Source organism: Roseomonas mucosa ATCC BAA-692, from assembly GCF_000622225.1.
GTDB classification, from domain to species: domain Bacteria; phylum Pseudomonadota; class Alphaproteobacteria; order Acetobacterales; family Acetobacteraceae; genus Roseomonas; species Roseomonas mucosa.
This window is the reverse complement of record NZ_JHWD01000011.1, coordinates 2,895-18,240: the sequence shown is the minus strand read 5'-3', so window position 1 is coordinate 18,240 and position 15,346 is coordinate 2,895. Positions and strand designations below refer to the sequence as shown.

Below are 15,346 nucleotides of genomic sequence, written 5' to 3'. Positions count from 1 at the left end.
GCCGCGCCGGAGAGCATGGCTCTCCGGCGCGGTCCGGCGCCAGGGAGTGCCAACTCACCGGGTCCAGGGCGCGAAGCGTCCTGGCGGATAGGGGGTCCGGGGCGAAAGGCGGAGCCTTTCCCCCGGGGGACGGCACAACGCCGGACCCGCCGTCCGGATCAGTCGAGATCGTCCATCCCGGCGGGCTCGGCATCCGGCGGGGCGAATTCGCGGTCGTCGCCTTCCTCCATCCCGGCGGTGCCGAAGGCCGCTTCCTCGGCGGCGGCGGGGGGCAAGCCGTATTCATCCAGGGTGTTGTCCCGCACATCGGCGATCTCCGCGCCCGGGAAGGCGGCCAGCACGGCCTGCACCAGCGGGTGGCTCTCGGCCAGTTCGCGGGCCTGTGCGGCGACGGCCTTGCCCTGCTCGGCCAGGGTCGGCTCGCCCCCGGCATTGGAGAGCACCACGGTCCAGCGCCGGCCCGTCACCTCGCTCAGCAGGGCGGTGAGCTGGGCGGCGAGGTCGCGCGGGGCCTGCGGCAGCGGGTTCAGTTCCAACCGGCCACGCCCGAAGGAGACGAGGCGGACGCTGTGCACCAGATGGGCATGCAGCATCGGCTTGCGGCCCGAGGCCAGGGCCACGACCTCGCGGAAGGAACCGGGCTGCGGCGCGGGCGCCGCCTCGGCATAGGCCACTGCCCCGCCGCCACCGGCGGCCATCACGGAGCCTCCGCCCCCGGCCACCATCGAACCGCCGCCATGGGTGGGCATCGCCGGACCGCCGCCAGCCATGCGGGCACCACTGTTTCCGCCACCCCCCATCCCGCTCCCTTGCGGAGCCGGGACGCTGCCGCCTTCCTGGAGGCGGCGCAGGATCTCGCCCGGCGTCGGCATCTCCGCCACGTGGGCGAGGCGGATCAGCACCATCTCCGCCGCCGCGCGGCGGTCGGGGGCGAGGGCGATCTCCTCCAGCCCCTTCAGCAGCATCTGCCAGGCGCGGCCCAGCACGGGAATGGAGAGCCGGTCCGCCAGGGCGGCGCCGCGGCCCCGAAGCTCCTCCGGCAAAGTGGGATCGTTGCGCAGCGCGGGCACGGAGCGCAGGCGGGTGATCTGGTGCACCAGCTCGGCGAGGTCGGAAAGCAGCACGCCCGGGTCGGCGCCGACCTCATGTGCCCGGTCCATGGTGGACAGCATGGCGGCGACGTCGCCGCGCATGGTGGCCTCCATCACGTCCAGCACCAGGGCGCGGTCGGCCAGCCCCAGCATGTCGCGCACCGCCTGGGCGGTGACGCTGCCGCCGTCCTCGGACAAGGCGATGGCCTGGTCCAACAGCGAGAGCCCGTCGCGGGCCGAGCCGTCGGCGGCACGGGCGATCATGGCCAGCGCCTCGGGCTCCAGCCGTGCGCCTTCCTTCTCCGCGATGCGGGAGAAGAGGCCAGTCAGCTCCGCCTGCGACATGCGGCGCAGGTGGAAGGTCTGGCAGCGCGACAGGATCGTGGCCGGAACCTTGCGCAGCTCCGTGGTGGCGAAGATGAAGCGTACCCCAGGCGGCGGCTCCTCCAGCGTCTTCAGCAGCGCGTTGAAGGCCGGCCCGGAGAGCATGTGCACCTCGTCCAGGATGAAGACCTTGCAGCGGCCCTGGACGGGGCGGAATCGCACCTGCTCCCGCAGTTCCCGCACATTGTCCACGCCGTTGTTGGAGGCCGCGTCCAGCTCCATCACGTCCGGGTGCCGGTCGGCCAGGATGGCGCGGCAATCGGGGCAGACGCCGCAGGGCTCCACGGTCGGGCCGCCCTGGCCATCCGGCCCGGTGCAGTTCAGCGCGCGGGCGATGATGCGGGCGGTGGTGGTCTTTCCCACGCCCCGGATGCCGGTGAGCATGAAGGCATGGGCGATGCGGTTCTGCGCGAAGGCGTTGCGCAGGGTACGGACCATGGCGTCCTGGCCGACCAGGTCCGCGAAGCTGGTGGGCCGGTACTTCCGGGCCAGCACGCGATAGGGCTGGGCTGGTGCCTCCGCGGGGGTCCCCACGAGCGCCTGGGCGGAGGCCGGCGGGGGCAGGGGGCCGGGCGCCGGGGAGGACGGGGCATCCCCGAAGAGGCCGGGGCCCTCGGCGGGCGGCTCGGGGATCTCGTTCTCGGTCGAGGGAAGGTCGCTGGGCATCCGGTCCCGGGGAAAGGGCGTCGTGGACGACAGGTGGGGCGACTACGGAACCGGCGGGGGAAGGCGGTCCTGCTCGGGGTGGAAGACCGACACACGACCCGGGCGGAAACTCGTTGCGGCTGCTTCCTTCCGGACCTGACCGGGTTGGCGAGGCGCCCGTCCGCGGCCGGCCTTCCGAGGCGACATATGGCGGTTCCGGGGGTGGATGGCAACCGGGGGCCGGCCGGGCCAGCCCCGGGGGGACGGGTCAACCGAGGCGGGACAGCACCTCCGCCAGTGTGGGCGCGCCCAGGCGTCCGCCGGGGCGCTCGCATTTGATCGCCGCGGCGGCATGGGCGAAGCGCACCCGCTCCCCGGTGCCGAGGCCGCGCACCAGCCCATGGACATAGGCCCCGTGCCAGATGTCGCCCGCGTTCAGCGTGTCCACCGCCCGGATCGGCTCCGCCGGGAAAGGCTGGAGCGAATCCGGGGCCGCGCGTTCCCAGACCAGGGCGCCCTGCGCGCCGAGCGTGACGCCGACGACCTCCGCCCCGGGCAGTTCCGCGACGAGGCCGCGCAGCGCCTCGGCGGGCGGGCGGTCGCTGGACAGGGCATCGAGTGCGACTTCGGACAGGAGCACATGGTCGGCCAGTGGCATCAGGCGGCGCAGGAGTTCCGGCGGCGCGAGGTCCGCGTCCAGCACCGTGGGCACGCCGATGGCCCGGGCGTGGCGCATCGCCACCTCCCCGGCATCGGGCCAGCGCACATCCACCAGCACGGCCCCGGCCCCTTCCAGCCGTTCCAGCGGCAGGGCCACTGGCGCGGCATAGAGGCACGGGTCGAAATAGGGCACCACCAGCCGCTCGCCCGCCGGGTCCACCAGGATGGCCGAGACCGGCGTGCGGGCCCCCTCCCGTTGGAGCAGGTGCCCGACATCGATGCCGTCCGCCGCCAGGTTGTCGAGGCAGGCCTGTCCGTTGGCATCCCGCCCCACCAGGGACCAGAGCTCCACCGGATGGCCGAGCCGGGCGATCGCGGCCGCCGCGCTGACCGCCATGCCGGAGGCGATCTGCTGCATCCCGCGCGGCAGGAGCTTCACGCCGCGGCCGGGGATCTCATCGACGAGGAAGCTCGTCTCCCACAGCACGCCGCCGATGCAGATGACGCGTCCGTCGCCGGCCACCTTCGTTTCCCCGCCGTTTCCCGCCGCCCCTGTCAGGCGGCGTCTTCCTCGTAGTGGTAGCGGAAGTCGCAATGCGAGGCGCCGCCCATGATGGTCTGCGTCCGCTCCATCTTCAGCTTCGGGTCATAGCCCTCGCAGAAGGCGCCGTCGCGCTGGCAGGAGAGCAGGTGCCCGATCTCGCCCAGGCCCATCGCCCTGTACATCTCGGCATAGCGGCAGCGGGTGACGTTGAAGGCGAAATGCGTCGCGTCGCGGCCCACCGTCTCGATCTCCAGCGCCCCGCCGGCGGTCCAGTGGCGCTGGATGTCCACGAAGCTCTGCAGGCTGGTGCCGCCGGGGGTGGAGGCCGCGAATCCGGCGGCCTGGGCGATGGCGGAACGGCGGACGGATTCGGCGATCAGCTCCTGCGCCGCCTCCCGCCCCAGCTTCGCCTTCAGCGTCTCGTAGACCTCCTTCAGCAGCTCCGCCTCGATGCGGCGGCGCTCGATGATCGGGGTGACGGCTTGGTCCTCTGGCATCGGAAACTCCTCGGAGCACGTTCCGCCGGGCGGTGCGTGCCCGCTTGTTGTCTGCGCCGCGGATGCACGCTCCGCGGCGGTCCGCTCAGCCGCGGCGGAGACGTTGCTCCGGCGGCACGAAATAGGGCGTCGGGGCCAGTTCCGGCTCCTCGAACGCGACCACGGCATCGTAGTGCCGCCCGACCTCCTCGGCGAAGAGCGCCTGCCCGATCTCCCGCGCCAGGGTTGTGCAGCCGGTGCCCACGGCCGGGATGTCGCCGGACAGGATGCCGTGGCTCGACGCGGCGGCCGGCCCCAGCAGCCGCAACCGCGCCAGGGCACCGGCGAGCAGCGAGGCGGGGTCGCGCGGCGTCAGCTCGAAGCCCTCGCCAAGATAGGGCGCACGGGCCAGCTCCGGATAGCGCGCGGCCTCTTCCGGCGCGACGCGGTCGCCCCAGAGCTGCATCGCGTCGCGGAAGGCGGCGAGTTCCGGCATGCGCGCCGGATCGACCGTGAAGCCGGTGCCGAAGATCACCGCGTCGAAGCGCTGCGGCCCTTCCGCCGTGGTCACGGTCACGCCCTCCGCATCCGCCGCCACGTCGCGCCAGCGTGCGTTGAAGACGAGCCGGAACCCCGGATGCCGCTCGCAGCGGAGCACGGATTCATGCGGCGGCGGCGAGGCCTCGCCGGCGGTGTAGGTCAGGAAGCGCCAGCGCGTCGCATCGTCCAGCCGCCCGAAGCCGCGCAGGAAGCCGGAAAAGACCATGCCGCGCGTCTTGTTCACCTGCGGCAGGAAGGCGCGGCGGGCGAACATGGTCACCGTGGCGACGCCGGCCTCCAGCGCCGTGCCGGCATTGTCGAAGGCCGAGGCATTGGCGCCCAGCACGGCGATCCGCCTGCCCCGGAAGCGGCCGAAATCGACGACGGGGTCCACCGAGTGGAAGACCCGTCCGGTGGCCCGTGCCGCCGCGTCCAGCCCACGGGGGAGGGAAGGGAAGGGGGGAATGTTCGGCCCGCCCACGCCCTCCCGCCCGCCGGCCAGCACGACCTGCCGGCAGAGCAGGCTTTCCTCCCCCTGCGGGCCGCGCAGTCCGGCGCGGAGCAGTCCTTCCGCCACCGGCTCCAGCGCAACGAGGGCGGTCTCGTTCTCGACCGGGATCGCCGCCGCGTCGCGCACCCAGAGGAGATAGGCGAGCCAGTCCAGCCGGTGGATCTTGTACAGCCTCTCCCAGCCCTCGGCGCCGTGCTGCGCCTCCCACCAGGCGCGGAAGGTGAGGGAAGGGATGCCCAGGTCCGGCCCGGTCAGGTGCTTGGGCGAGCGCAGGGTCGGCATGCGGGCATAGGTGCCCCAGGGGCCTTCCTCGCCGCGCCGGGCACGGTCGATGACCCGGATGTTGCGGATGCCGTCGCGGATCAGCGCGAAGCCCGCGGTCTGCCCGAACATGCCGCCCCCCACCACCAGCACGTCCAGCACGGGGGCGCCGTCGGCCGCCGGGATGCCGAGCGGCCAGTTGGCCGGCGGGTGGTTCAGCCGGACGAGGTCGCGCCGGACCTCCGCCTCCAGCGCCGCGAGGCCGCTCATGCGATTTCCTCCGGGACCGGGGCAAGGTCGCCCGGCGGCGTCCAGCCGCGCCCCGGCACCGAGGCCAGGAGCGACTTCGTGTAGTCGTGCTGCGGATCGCCGAAGACCTGCACCGCCGTGCCCTCCTCCACCACGCGGCCCCGGTGCATCACCGCGATGCGGTCGCAGATCTGTGCCGCGACGCGCAGGTCGTGAGTGATGAACAGCACCGAAAGGCCCAACCTCCGCCGCAGATCGGCCAGCAGGCGCAGCACCTGCGCCTGCACCGAGACGTCGAGGGCCGAGACCGCCTCGTCCGCCACCAGCACCTCCGGGCGCAGGGCCAAGGCCCGGGCCAGGCCGATGCGCTGGCGCTGCCCGCCGGAGAATTCATGCGGGAAGCGGTCCATGGCATCGGGGCGCAGCCCGACCAGCTCGAACAGGTCGCGGGCATGGGCCATGGCCTCCGCGCGCGGCGTGCCATGCACCATCGGCCCCTGCGCCACCAGCTCCCCCACCCGGCGGCGCGGGTTCAGCGAGGCGAAGGGGTCCTGGAACACCATCTGGATGCGCTTCGTTTCCGCCCGCATCTCGCGCGCCGAAAGCTTCGCGAGATCGGTGCCGCCCAGCCGGATGCTGCCCTCGTCCGGGTCCAGCAGCCGCACCACGCAGCGCGCCAGGGTGGACTTGCCGGAGCCGCTCTCCCCCACGATGCCCAGCGTGCCGCCCTTGGGCAGGCTGACGCTGACATCGTCCAGCGCCTTCACGATGCGCCGGCTGCGGCGGAACAGCCCGGCCTTGCCATAGGTCTTGCTCACCCCCCGCACCATCAGCGCCGGCCCGGCGCGCAGCGGGGGTCCCTCCGGCGCGGCGGGACGCAGCGGCGGCACGGCGGCGATCAGGGCGCGGGTATAGGGGTGCTCCGGCCGGTTCAGGATGTCCCCGGCCTCGCCCTGCTCCACCACCACGCCGTGCCGCATCACCGCGATCCTGTCGGCGATCTCCGCCACCACGCCGAAGTCGTGGGTGATGAACAGCACCGCCGTGCCGTGCTTCGCCTGCAGGTCGCGGATCAGCGAGAGGATCTGCGCCTGGGTGGTGACGTCGAGCGCCGTGGTCGGCTCGTCGGCGATCAGCACCTCCGGCTCCAGCGCCAGGGCCATGGCGATCATGGCGCGCTGCCGCTGCCCGCCCGACAGCTCGTGCGGATAGGCCCGCAGCGCCCGGCGCGGATCGGGAATCCGCACCTCCTCCAGCAAGGCGAGCACCCGGCGCTCGATCTCCGTGCCATCGAGGTCCGTATGGATGCGGAAGCTCTCGCCGATCTGGTCGCCGATGCTGCGCAGCGGGTTCAGCGCCGTCATCGGCTCCTGGAAGATCATGGCGATGCGCGCCCCGCGCAGGCGCCGCATCTCCGCCTCGGACTTCGCCAGCAGGTCCTCGCCCGCCAGCAGGACCTGCCCCTGGGTGACGCGCACCCCTTCCGGCAGCAGGCGCATCGCCGCGCTGGCGGTCATGGACTTGCCGGAGCCGCTTTCCCCCACGACGCAGAGGATCTTCCCCTTCTCCAGCCGCAGCGAGACATCCTGCAGCGCATAGGGCCGGTCGGCGCCGGGCGGCAGGGCGACGGAAAGGCCGCGGATTTCCAGGCAGTCCATCAGCTCCGCCCCTTCAGCCGGGGGTTCAGCGCATCGTTCAGCCCCTGTCCCACCAGGGAGACGGCCAGCACCGCCACCAGGATCGCCACGCCCGGAATGGCCGAGACATACCACTGCGCCCGCAGCACGCCCTTGCCCGCGCCGATCAGGTTGCCCCAGGAGGCGATATTCGGATCGGACAGGTTGAGGAAGGCCAGCGCGCTTTCCAGCAGGATCGCCGTCGCCATCACCACCCCGGCATAGACGATCACCGGCGGCAGGGCATTGGGCAGGATCTCGCGGAAGATGATGCGGAGGTTGCCCATGCCCAGCACGCGGCAGGCCTGGACGAATTCCCGCTGCCGCAGGCTCAGGAACTCCGCCCGGGTCAGCCGCGCCGTGGCGGGCCAGGAGACGAGGCCGATCGCCAGCGTCACCGTCACGATGTCGGAGCCGAAGACCGCCACCAGCACCAGCAGCAGCAGGAAGTTCGGCAGGGTCTGGAAGGCCTCGGTCACGCGCATCAGCGCATCGTCCACCCAGCCGCCGTAATAGCCGGACAGCGCCCCGACCACGATGCCGATGGCGATCGAGATCAGCGTCGCGACGATGCCGATCAGCAGCGAGACGCGGGCGCCATAGAGGATCTGCGCCGCGATGTCGCGGCCCGAGGGATCGGTGCCCAGCGGGAAGCGCGGATTGGCGCCGGGCCATTGCAGCGGCCGCCCGGCCAGGCGCAGCGGGTCGTCCGGATAGAGCAGCGGCGCGGCGAGGGCGGCCAGCACCACCAGGGCCAGCAGCAGCAGGCCGATCACCGCCGGCGGGCTGCGGAGATAGCGTCGGAAAGCGTTCATGGCCTCGTTCAGCGGTCGGCGGCGATGCGCGGGTCGAGCTTCGCGTAGAGCAGGTCCACGCAGAAATTCACCACGATCACCAGCAGGGCGGAGGTGAAGACGATGCCGAGCAGCATGTTCAGGTCCCGCTGCACCACCGCGTCATAGGCGAGGCGCCCGAGGCCGGGCAGGGCGAAGACGCTTTCCACCACCACCGAGCCGCCGAGCATGGTCCCCGCCTGCAGCCCCACCAGCGTCACCATCGGCAGCAGCGCGTTGCGCAGCGCATGTCGCACCACCACCCCGGTCTCGCCCAGGCCCTTGGCGCGGGCGGTGCGGATGAAGTCCTGCGTCATCACCTCCAGCATCGCGGCGCGCATGATCCGCAGATAGGTGGCGAGAAAGATCAGGGCCAGCGTCGCGGTGGGCAGGACGAGATGCCAGGCGATGTCCGCCACCCGTGCCAGCCCCGCATGGCCCGCCCCGATCTCCTCGAACCCCCCGGCCGGCAGCCAGCCGAGATTGACCGCGAAGAGCACGATGCCCATCAGCCCGAACCAGAAGGAGGGCGTGGCGTAGAAGACCAGCCCCAGCGTGGAGATCAGCGTGTCCGGCCAGCGGTTCACCCGCCGCGCCGCCAGCACCCCCAGCGCCGTGCCGGCGGCGAAGGAGAAGCAGAGCGCCGAGCCCATCAGCAGCAGCGTGACCGGCAGCCGCTCGCCGATCACCTGCACCACCGGCTGCCCGTAGATGGCGGAGAAGCCCAGGTCGAAACTCAGCAGCCGCAGCAGGTAGCGGCCGAGCTGCACCGCCACCGGGGCGTCGAGCCCATAGAACTGGCGGAGCTGTTCCATCTGCACCGGGTCGCCGCCGCCCATCTGCGCCATCAGCGCATCGACCGTGTCGCCGGGGGCGAGCTGGAGCAGCAGGAAGAGGCCGACCAGGATGATCAGCAGGGTCGGCAGGCTGGCCAGCAGCCGCCGCCCTGCGAGCGCCAGGACCCGCACCGGATCAGCCGGCGGCGAGCCAGGTGTCGTGCCAGTCGCCTGAGCCCCAGCGCGGGTAGTTCATGCCGTTCCGCACCCGCTTGCTGGCGGCGGTCTGGAACTCACGCTCGGTGATCATCCAGATCGGCAGCGCCTCGTTGATCTCCTTCGTCCACTCGGCATAGAGCGCCTTGCGCTTCGCCGGGTCGAGTTCCGCCGCCGCCTGGTCGGTGAGCTCGTCGATCTTCTCGGACTTCCAGCCCCACTGGTTGGTCCAGGGCGCGCCCTTGGGGCTGCCGGACCGGTACCAGACGGTGGTGGAGACCGCCGGGTCGCCGCGGTACTGGTGCCAGCCCGTGGCCATGTCGAAGTTCCAGTCGCGATAGACGGCCGCCAGTGCCCCGGCGATGTCGAGGTTCACGATCTCCACCCGGATGCCCACCGGTTGCAGCGACTGCTGGATATAGGTGGCGAGCAGCGGCACGTCCTCGCCGTTCTGGATCGGCACGAGGCGCAGGGTGAAGCGCACCCCGCCGGCGCCGCGCCTGTAGCCCGCCTCGTCCAGCAGCGCCTCGGCCTTCTTCCTGTCGAAGGCATAGGGGAATTTCACGTCCGCCGGATAGAAGGAGGTGGAGGAGGAGGGGATGGGGCCATTGGCGGGGTGGCCCTGGCCGTAGAGGAAGTTCTCGATGAAGAAGGGCACGTCGATCGCATGGGCGATGGCCCGGCGCACCCGGACGTCCGACAGCTCCTTCCGCCGGTGGTTGAATTCCAGCGTGTTGTTGAAGGCATTCGCCTCCGTGCCCCGCGTGGTCACGGTGAAACGGTCGTCCTTCGCCAGCCGGTCGAGATCGGCCATCGGCAGGCCGTTATAGGCCGAGACCTGGATCTGCCCCGATTCCAGCGCCGCCGAGGCCGCCGAGCGGTCGTTGATGAAGCGCCAGACGATCCGGTCGAGATAGGGGAAGCCCTGGCGCCAGTAGTCCGGGTTGCGCTCGGCGATCACGTACTGGCCGCGCTCGTACTGCACGAACCGGAAGGGGCCGGTGCCGACCGGGGCGGTGTTGGCCGGGTTCTCCAGCACGTTGGTGCCGGCGAAGAGATGCTTCGGCACCACGTAGCCGAGGTCGCAGAGCGCGCGCAGCAGCAGATCCAGCGGCATGGGCTGGGAATAGCGGAAGACGGCGGTGCGCTCGTCCGGCGTGTCCACCGCGGTCAGGTATTGCTGCAACTGGGTGGAGTAGTTGAGCTGGGTCTTCCACAGCTCCATCGCGTTGTACTGCACGTCGGCCGAGGTGAAGGGCTTGCCGTCATGCCACTTCACGCCCTCGCGCAGCCGGAAGGTGATGGTCTTGCCGTCCGGCGCCGCCTCCCAGCCCGTGGCGAGCACGCCGACGGGCTTGCCCCCGGCATCGAGGTCCACCAGGGATTCGATCATCTTGCTGGTGATGATATAGACGCCGGTGGAGGCGCGCAGGGCCGGGTTCAGGATGCGCTGCTCGCCCGCCAGATGCGCCGTGAGCACCCCGCCCCGGGTGACGTCGCCCGCCGCGCCCTGGGCCAGGGCGCGACGCCCGAGGAGCGTGCCGGCGGCGAGGGCAGGGGCCAGCAACAGGGCATCGCGCCGGGTCGGCTTCATGGTCGCACCTTCCGATAACAGAATCGTAAGGGCCACGATAATCCGTTTTGCCGTGCCGTAAATCACGACAAACCGGCGTTTTTCCAAAAATTATACGGTCCTGCCGCATGACGGGGACGCAGACCGGAATGAGGGGACCCGGAACGCGCCTCCGCCCGCGGCAGGTCCCTTGCGGGAGTTCAGGGCGCGGGGGACGCGGCCGGGCGTCCGGTCGCCTCCCAGGGCAGGACGGCAGGCGGGCCTTCGTTCAGCGCGATGCGGACGGGCAGCCAGGCGGCGCCGTGGTCCACCTGACCCTCCATTACCAGGAGGACGGCCAGATAGGCCACCAGCAGCGTGCCGGTGACGGCCAGCGCCCCGAGAAGTTCGGGGAAAAGGCTTTTCCTTCGCATGGGGCATCCTCATGAGGGGGGATCACAAGGGACAGGATCAATCCGGGCCTATTACTGAAGCGTTTCATGACAGCCGCAACATAAATCCTCACGCGCAGGAGATCCGAAAGCGCTTCTTCCTCCGGTTGCACCTCCGCGCGCCGGCGGAACGGCGGCGGCCGGTTTTGCCCTTGGGTGTGCGGCGCGCGGCGTCCATAAGGGAAAAGGGGAACGAAACGCGTCCTTCTCCACCGAATCCGCCGCGGCGGCACCGAGCTTTGGGAGTTCCGGATTGGAAAACTGGCTGATCCTCCTGGTCCTGCTGCCCGGCTTGGCGGCGTTGCTCCTGCTGCTCTTCCGCCGACCCGCCGCCCTTCAGGCGGAAACCCTGATGCCCCTGGTGGAACGGCTGGGCGCGATCCAGTCCGGCGTCGGCGAGCAGCTGGCGCAACAGGCGCGTGAGGTGGAGGCGGCGCTGTCGGCCCAGAACCAGCGGCTGGCGGAGGCCCAGGCCCTGGCGGCGGAGCGGGCGAGGCTGCAGGAGGTGGCGCTGGCCGAGCGGATGGCCCAGGCGACGCGGGCCATGACCGAGAGCCTGATCGAGCAGGGGCGGCGGGTGAACGAGACGGTGGCGGCGCAGAACGAGCGCCTGAACGCCGCGCTCACCGGGCAGAGCGAGCGGGTGGCGCGGCAGCTCACCGAGCAGTTCGCCGCCACGCAGGAGACCGCGAAGGCCATCGGCGAAAGGCTGGCGGTGATCGACGCGGCGCGCGGCAATATCGAGGCGCTGGGCGCGCAGGTGACGACGCTGTCGGGCATCCTTTCCAACAAGCAGTCGCGCGGCGCCTTCGGCGAGGTTCAGCTGCGCCGGCTGGTCGAGGACCGGCTGCCGGCGGACGGCTATTCCTGGCAGCATACGCTGAGCAACCGGCACCGCGCCGACTGCCTGATCCACCTGCCGCACCCACCCGGCCCGGTGGTGGTGGACAGCAAGTTCCCGCTGGAGGGCTGGCTGACGCAGCGCGATTCCGAGGGGCGGGAGCGCGACCTCGCGGCCAAGGCCTTCGCCAGCGACATGCGCAAGCATGTCGGCGACATCGCCACCAAGTACCTGATCCCCGGCGAAACGGCGGAAGGGGCACTGCTTTTCGTGCCCTCCGAGGCGATCTATGCGGAGCTGCACGCCACCCAGGCGCCGCTGGTCGAGGAAGCGGCGCGGATGGGGGTCTATATCGTCTCGCCCTCCACCCTCTGGGCCGTGCTCGGCACGATGCGGGCGCTGATGCAGGACGTGCGCATCCGGGCCGAGGCCCGGCGCATCCAGGACGAGGTGAAGCGCATGGCCACCGAGGTCGGCCGCCTCGACACGCGGGTGGCCAAGCTCAAGAAGCATTTCTCCGACATGCAGGACGATGTGCGGATGATCGACATCACCACGGAGAAGATCGTCCGCGCCTCCGAGCGCATGGCGGCGGTGGAGCTGGAGGAGGCGGCCGGCGCACCGCCCGCCGTGTCGCTGGCCGAGGCCTCCCCGGCCTCCCTGCCACGGGCCTGAGCGCACCCCGTGCCCGCCTTGCCGGAGTAGGTCCATGCTCGATCCCTTGACCCTGGACCAGCTCCGCGTGCTGGTGGCGGTGGCGGATACGGGCAGCTTCTCGGCCGCCGCGCGCCGGCTGCAGCGCGTGCAGTCGGCGGTCAGCCAGTCCATCCAGACGCTGGAAAGCACGCTGCGCCTGACCCTCTTCGACCGGACCGGGAAGAAGCCCCACCCGACCGAGGCGGGGCGGGTGATGATCGCCGATGCGCGGCGGCTGCTCGACAGCGCGGCGGCACTGCGGGAACGGGCAGCCAGCATCGCCACGGGGCTGGAGGCGGAGCTGACCGTGGCGGTGGACCAGCTCCTGCCGCTGGACGCCATCATGTCGGCGCTGCGCGCGCTGAGGCTGGAGTTCCCGCAGCTCCAGGTCCGGCTGCTGACGGAAGGGGTCGGCGCGCCGGAACGCTATCTCCGGGACGGGCGGGCGCATCTGGCCGTCTATGCCACCGTCGTTACCGGGGTCACGGATCTGGAGCGCGAGTTCCTGACCGACGTGGCCATGGTGCCGGTGGTGAGCAGCGCCCATCCCCTGGCCGCGATGGAGGGGCCCCTGTCGCGCGACGTGCTGTCGGAGCACGTGCAGCTCGTCCTGACCGATGTTTCGGAGCAGACCGGCTGGTCGGTCGGCGTGGTCAGCCACCACGTCTGGCGCTTCGCCGACATGCACACCCGGCTGGAATTCCTGCTGGGCGGCTTCGGCTGGTGCAACATGCCACTGCATCTGGTGAAGCCGCATTTGAGCGGCGGCGCGCTCAAGCGCCTGCATCCCAAGGAGCGGGACGGGTTCAGCGTGGCCCTTTCCGTGGTGCACCGGCGCCAGAGCCCGCCGGGCCAGGCGGGACGCTGGCTGATCGAGCATCTGCGGGAGCATCTCGGCAAGGGCGGCTGACGCCGGGCGCGGGGAGGGGGGACGGATCGCAGTCCGCGCCATCCCATGCCAGGATGGCCGCCATGGCCATCCTCGCCGAGACCACGATCCCGCGCAGCCTGGATCTCCTGGCCGTGCGCTGCCTCGGCGCCGGGCCGGGCCGGCGGGTGGAGGCCTGGCTCTTCGAGGACGAGGCCGTGCGGCGGGGCGTGGAGGAAAGGCTGCGCGCGGCGGGCATCGAGGCCAGGCTGCGCAGCGCCTACAAGCCGCTGCTGCACTTCTTCCTGGAGGAAGCGTCGCTGGAAGGGGTCACGGCGGTCCGCATCCGCTACCCCGTCCATGCCGCGGCAAACCCGCTTCGCTTCCGGATGGAGGCCTATCCCCTGGCCGGGCTGCTGGGTGGCCGGATGCTGCGCTTCGAGCCCGGAGGGGACGACCTGCATTACGAGGTCGGCCTGTTGCGGGAGGGCGGCGGCGAGGAGCGCCATCGGGTCTTCGCGCCGAACCGGCTCCGGCGGGACCTGCTGGGCCGGGAAAGCCTCTCGCCCTGCGGCTGGTGGTGCCGCCGGGACGCCGGACCGGACGGGCAGGTGGTGGAGGACGAAGCCTTCGAGACGGAATACGAGGCGGCCTTCCGGCTCGCGATGGAGAGCCTGGACCGGCACGAATGGGGCGAGTCGGGGCCGTGTTTCGGTGTGCTGGAGATGCGGGTGGAAACAGGCGGCATCGAGCGGCCCCTGTCCTATGGCGGGGAATGCCTCAGCACGCGGGAGGCCCTGCATGAGGATCTCTATTTCTCGGCCCTGGAGTTCTGCGGGGCGCGCGCCGGGCTGGCGCCCGGGGACCGGCGTTTGCAGCCTGGCCAGATCGTGCCGGACATCCGGCCCGGGGAAGGACAGACCCGTCTGCGGGTCGCCATCCAGCCCAGGGAAATGGCGGAGAAGGGGGACAAGGGATCGGGCCGCGGGGCCGCCGAAGGGGAAGGCGAGCTGGAATCGGCCGCCCGGCCCCTGCCGCTGAAGCGGATCGCGCAGGAACTGGAGGCCCTGCCCGGGGAGCGCTTCGAGGCCCTGTCGGTGCAGGGCAGACCGGTGCGGGGGGTGCATGTGCCCGGCGAGACCGGGATCGGCCTGGTGGTGACGGCGGGGCAGCATGCCAACGAGACCTCCGGCGTGGTTGGGGCGCTGCGGGCCGCGCGGGTCCTGGCCGGGATCGGAAGGCTGGGGTTTGCCCTGATTCCGCTGGAAAATCCGGACGGCTATGCGCTGCACGAGCGGTTCCGGCGGGTACACCCGCATCACATGCATCACGCGGCGCGCTATACGGCGCTGGGAGACGATCTGGAGGTGCGGGACGGCCCGCCCTGGCATGAGAAGGCGGTCCGGCTGGAGGCCTTCCACCGGATCGGCGCCAGGTTGCACGTGAATCTCCACGGCTATCCTGCTCATGAATGGACGCGGCCCCTCTCGGGCTATCTGCCGCGCGGCTTCGAGTCCTGGAGCATCCCCCGGGGGTTCTTCCTTATTCTCCGCCATGGGCCGGGGCTGGACGGGATGGCCGGGGCGCTGATGCGCCACGTGGCGGAGCGTGTCGCGACCGTCCCGGGGCTGGCAGCCTTCAACCGGCGGCAGGCGATCCTCTACGAGGCGCATCTGGGGGAGGCGCCACAGCCGAGCCATGCCGGGATCCCCTACAGCATCGCGCCACGGCCCCGGCCAGGACCGCCCCTGGCGCTGATCACGGAGTTCCCGGACGAGACGGTCGAGGGGGAGGATTTCCGTCTGGCTCATGCGGTGCAGCGGGAGGCGGTGCTGGCGGCGGCGGAATGGCTGGAGGGCGGGTGGAACAGGGTTCCCGTCGCCTAGGCTGCGCCCTGCCAGCCGGGCGCCAGCGCCTTTGTCATGCGGCTGATCGAAAAACATCACGAAGCTGTCGAAAAGGCTTTGACAGCTTTCTTTATGGCCCGTATAAGCCCGTTCACCGGCGGCGAGGTGCTGTGAAGTGCTTCTGACGCGGGTTTCCTGCCGACAGGTTGGATGTTCACTGGAGGGGAT

At 71.3% G+C, this 15,346-nt stretch carries 12 protein-coding genes and 1 other RNA gene; 3 read left to right on the top strand and 10 right to left on the bottom strand.

Going from position 1 to position 15,346, the window contains the following annotated elements:
- Nucleotides 1-158 precede the first annotated feature (158 nt).
- The 10 genes from BT98_RS0112795 to BT98_RS0112755 form a co-directional block, all read right to left on the bottom strand.
- The gene (locus tag BT98_RS0112795) at nt 159-2,141 is read right to left on the bottom strand and encodes a DNA polymerase III subunit gamma/tau (protein ID WP_019460718.1); all 1,983 of its coding nucleotides are present in this window, start codon (nt 2,139-2,141) and stop codon (nt 159-161) included.
- Between the two features lie 78 nt (nt 2,142-2,219).
- Nucleotides 2,220-2,316, bottom strand: an RNA gene (ffs, locus tag BT98_RS26625) — signal recognition particle sRNA small type.
- A gap of 72 nt (nt 2,317-2,388) precedes the next feature.
- A complete protein-coding gene (locus BT98_RS0112790; RefSeq protein ID WP_019460717.1) occupies nt 2,389-3,303 on the bottom strand; it encodes a PfkB family carbohydrate kinase in 915 nt (304 codons plus the stop codon).
- A 32-nt stretch (nt 3,304-3,335) separates the two neighbouring features.
- Complete coding sequence (locus BT98_RS0112785) at nt 3,336-3,821, bottom strand: L-2-amino-thiazoline-4-carboxylic acid hydrolase (RefSeq protein ID WP_019460716.1); 486 nt, start codon at nt 3,819-3,821, stop codon at nt 3,336-3,338.
- 85 nt (nt 3,822-3,906) lie between these two features.
- Entirely contained in the window at nt 3,907-5,382 is a 1,476-nt protein-coding gene (locus BT98_RS24280; protein ID WP_019460715.1) for an NAD(P)/FAD-dependent oxidoreductase, read from the bottom strand.
- Nucleotides 5,379-7,019: an ABC transporter ATP-binding protein gene (locus BT98_RS24275; protein WP_019460714.1), complete on the bottom strand. Its 1,641-nt coding sequence runs from the start codon at nt 7,017-7,019 to the stop codon at nt 5,379-5,381. Before BT98_RS24275 ends, BT98_RS24280 begins: the two co-directional genes overlap by 4 nt.
- Nucleotides 7,019-7,852, bottom strand: coding sequence for an ABC transporter permease (locus BT98_RS0112770; protein ID WP_019460713.1), 834 nt, complete (start codon nt 7,850-7,852; stop codon nt 7,019-7,021). Before BT98_RS0112770 ends, BT98_RS24275 begins: the two co-directional genes overlap by 1 nt.
- Before the next feature lie 8 nt (nt 7,853-7,860).
- A complete protein-coding gene (locus tag BT98_RS0112765; RefSeq protein ID WP_019460712.1) occupies nt 7,861-8,838 on the bottom strand; it encodes an ABC transporter permease in 978 nt (325 codons plus the stop codon).
- 4 nt (nt 8,839-8,842) lie between these two features.
- Nucleotides 8,843-10,456, bottom strand: a complete 1,614-nt coding sequence (locus tag BT98_RS0112760) for an ABC transporter substrate-binding protein (RefSeq protein ID WP_019460711.1) — start codon at nt 10,454-10,456, stop codon at nt 8,843-8,845.
- 179 nt (nt 10,457-10,635) lie between these two features.
- Nucleotides 10,636-10,848, bottom strand: coding sequence for a hypothetical protein (locus BT98_RS0112755; RefSeq protein WP_019460710.1), 213 nt, complete (start codon nt 10,846-10,848; stop codon nt 10,636-10,638).
- Nucleotides 10,849-11,119: 271 nt separating this feature from the next.
- On the opposite strand from BT98_RS0112755, the gene BT98_RS0112750 reads away from it, so the two are divergent.
- From BT98_RS0112750 to BT98_RS0112740, 3 genes are all read left to right on the top strand, one after another.
- Nucleotides 11,120-12,382, top strand: a complete 1,263-nt coding sequence (locus tag BT98_RS0112750; RefSeq protein ID WP_019460709.1) for a DNA recombination protein RmuC — start codon at nt 11,120-11,122, stop codon at nt 12,380-12,382.
- Between the two features lie 34 nt (nt 12,383-12,416).
- A complete protein-coding gene (locus BT98_RS0112745; protein ID WP_019460708.1) occupies nt 12,417-13,313 on the top strand; it encodes a LysR family transcriptional regulator in 897 nt (298 codons plus the stop codon).
- A gap of 62 nt (nt 13,314-13,375) precedes the next feature.
- Complete coding sequence (locus BT98_RS0112740) at nt 13,376-15,157, top strand: M14 family metallopeptidase (RefSeq protein WP_026033116.1); 1,782 nt, start codon at nt 13,376-13,378, stop codon at nt 15,155-15,157.
- Nucleotides 15,158-15,346: the final 189 nt, after the last annotated feature.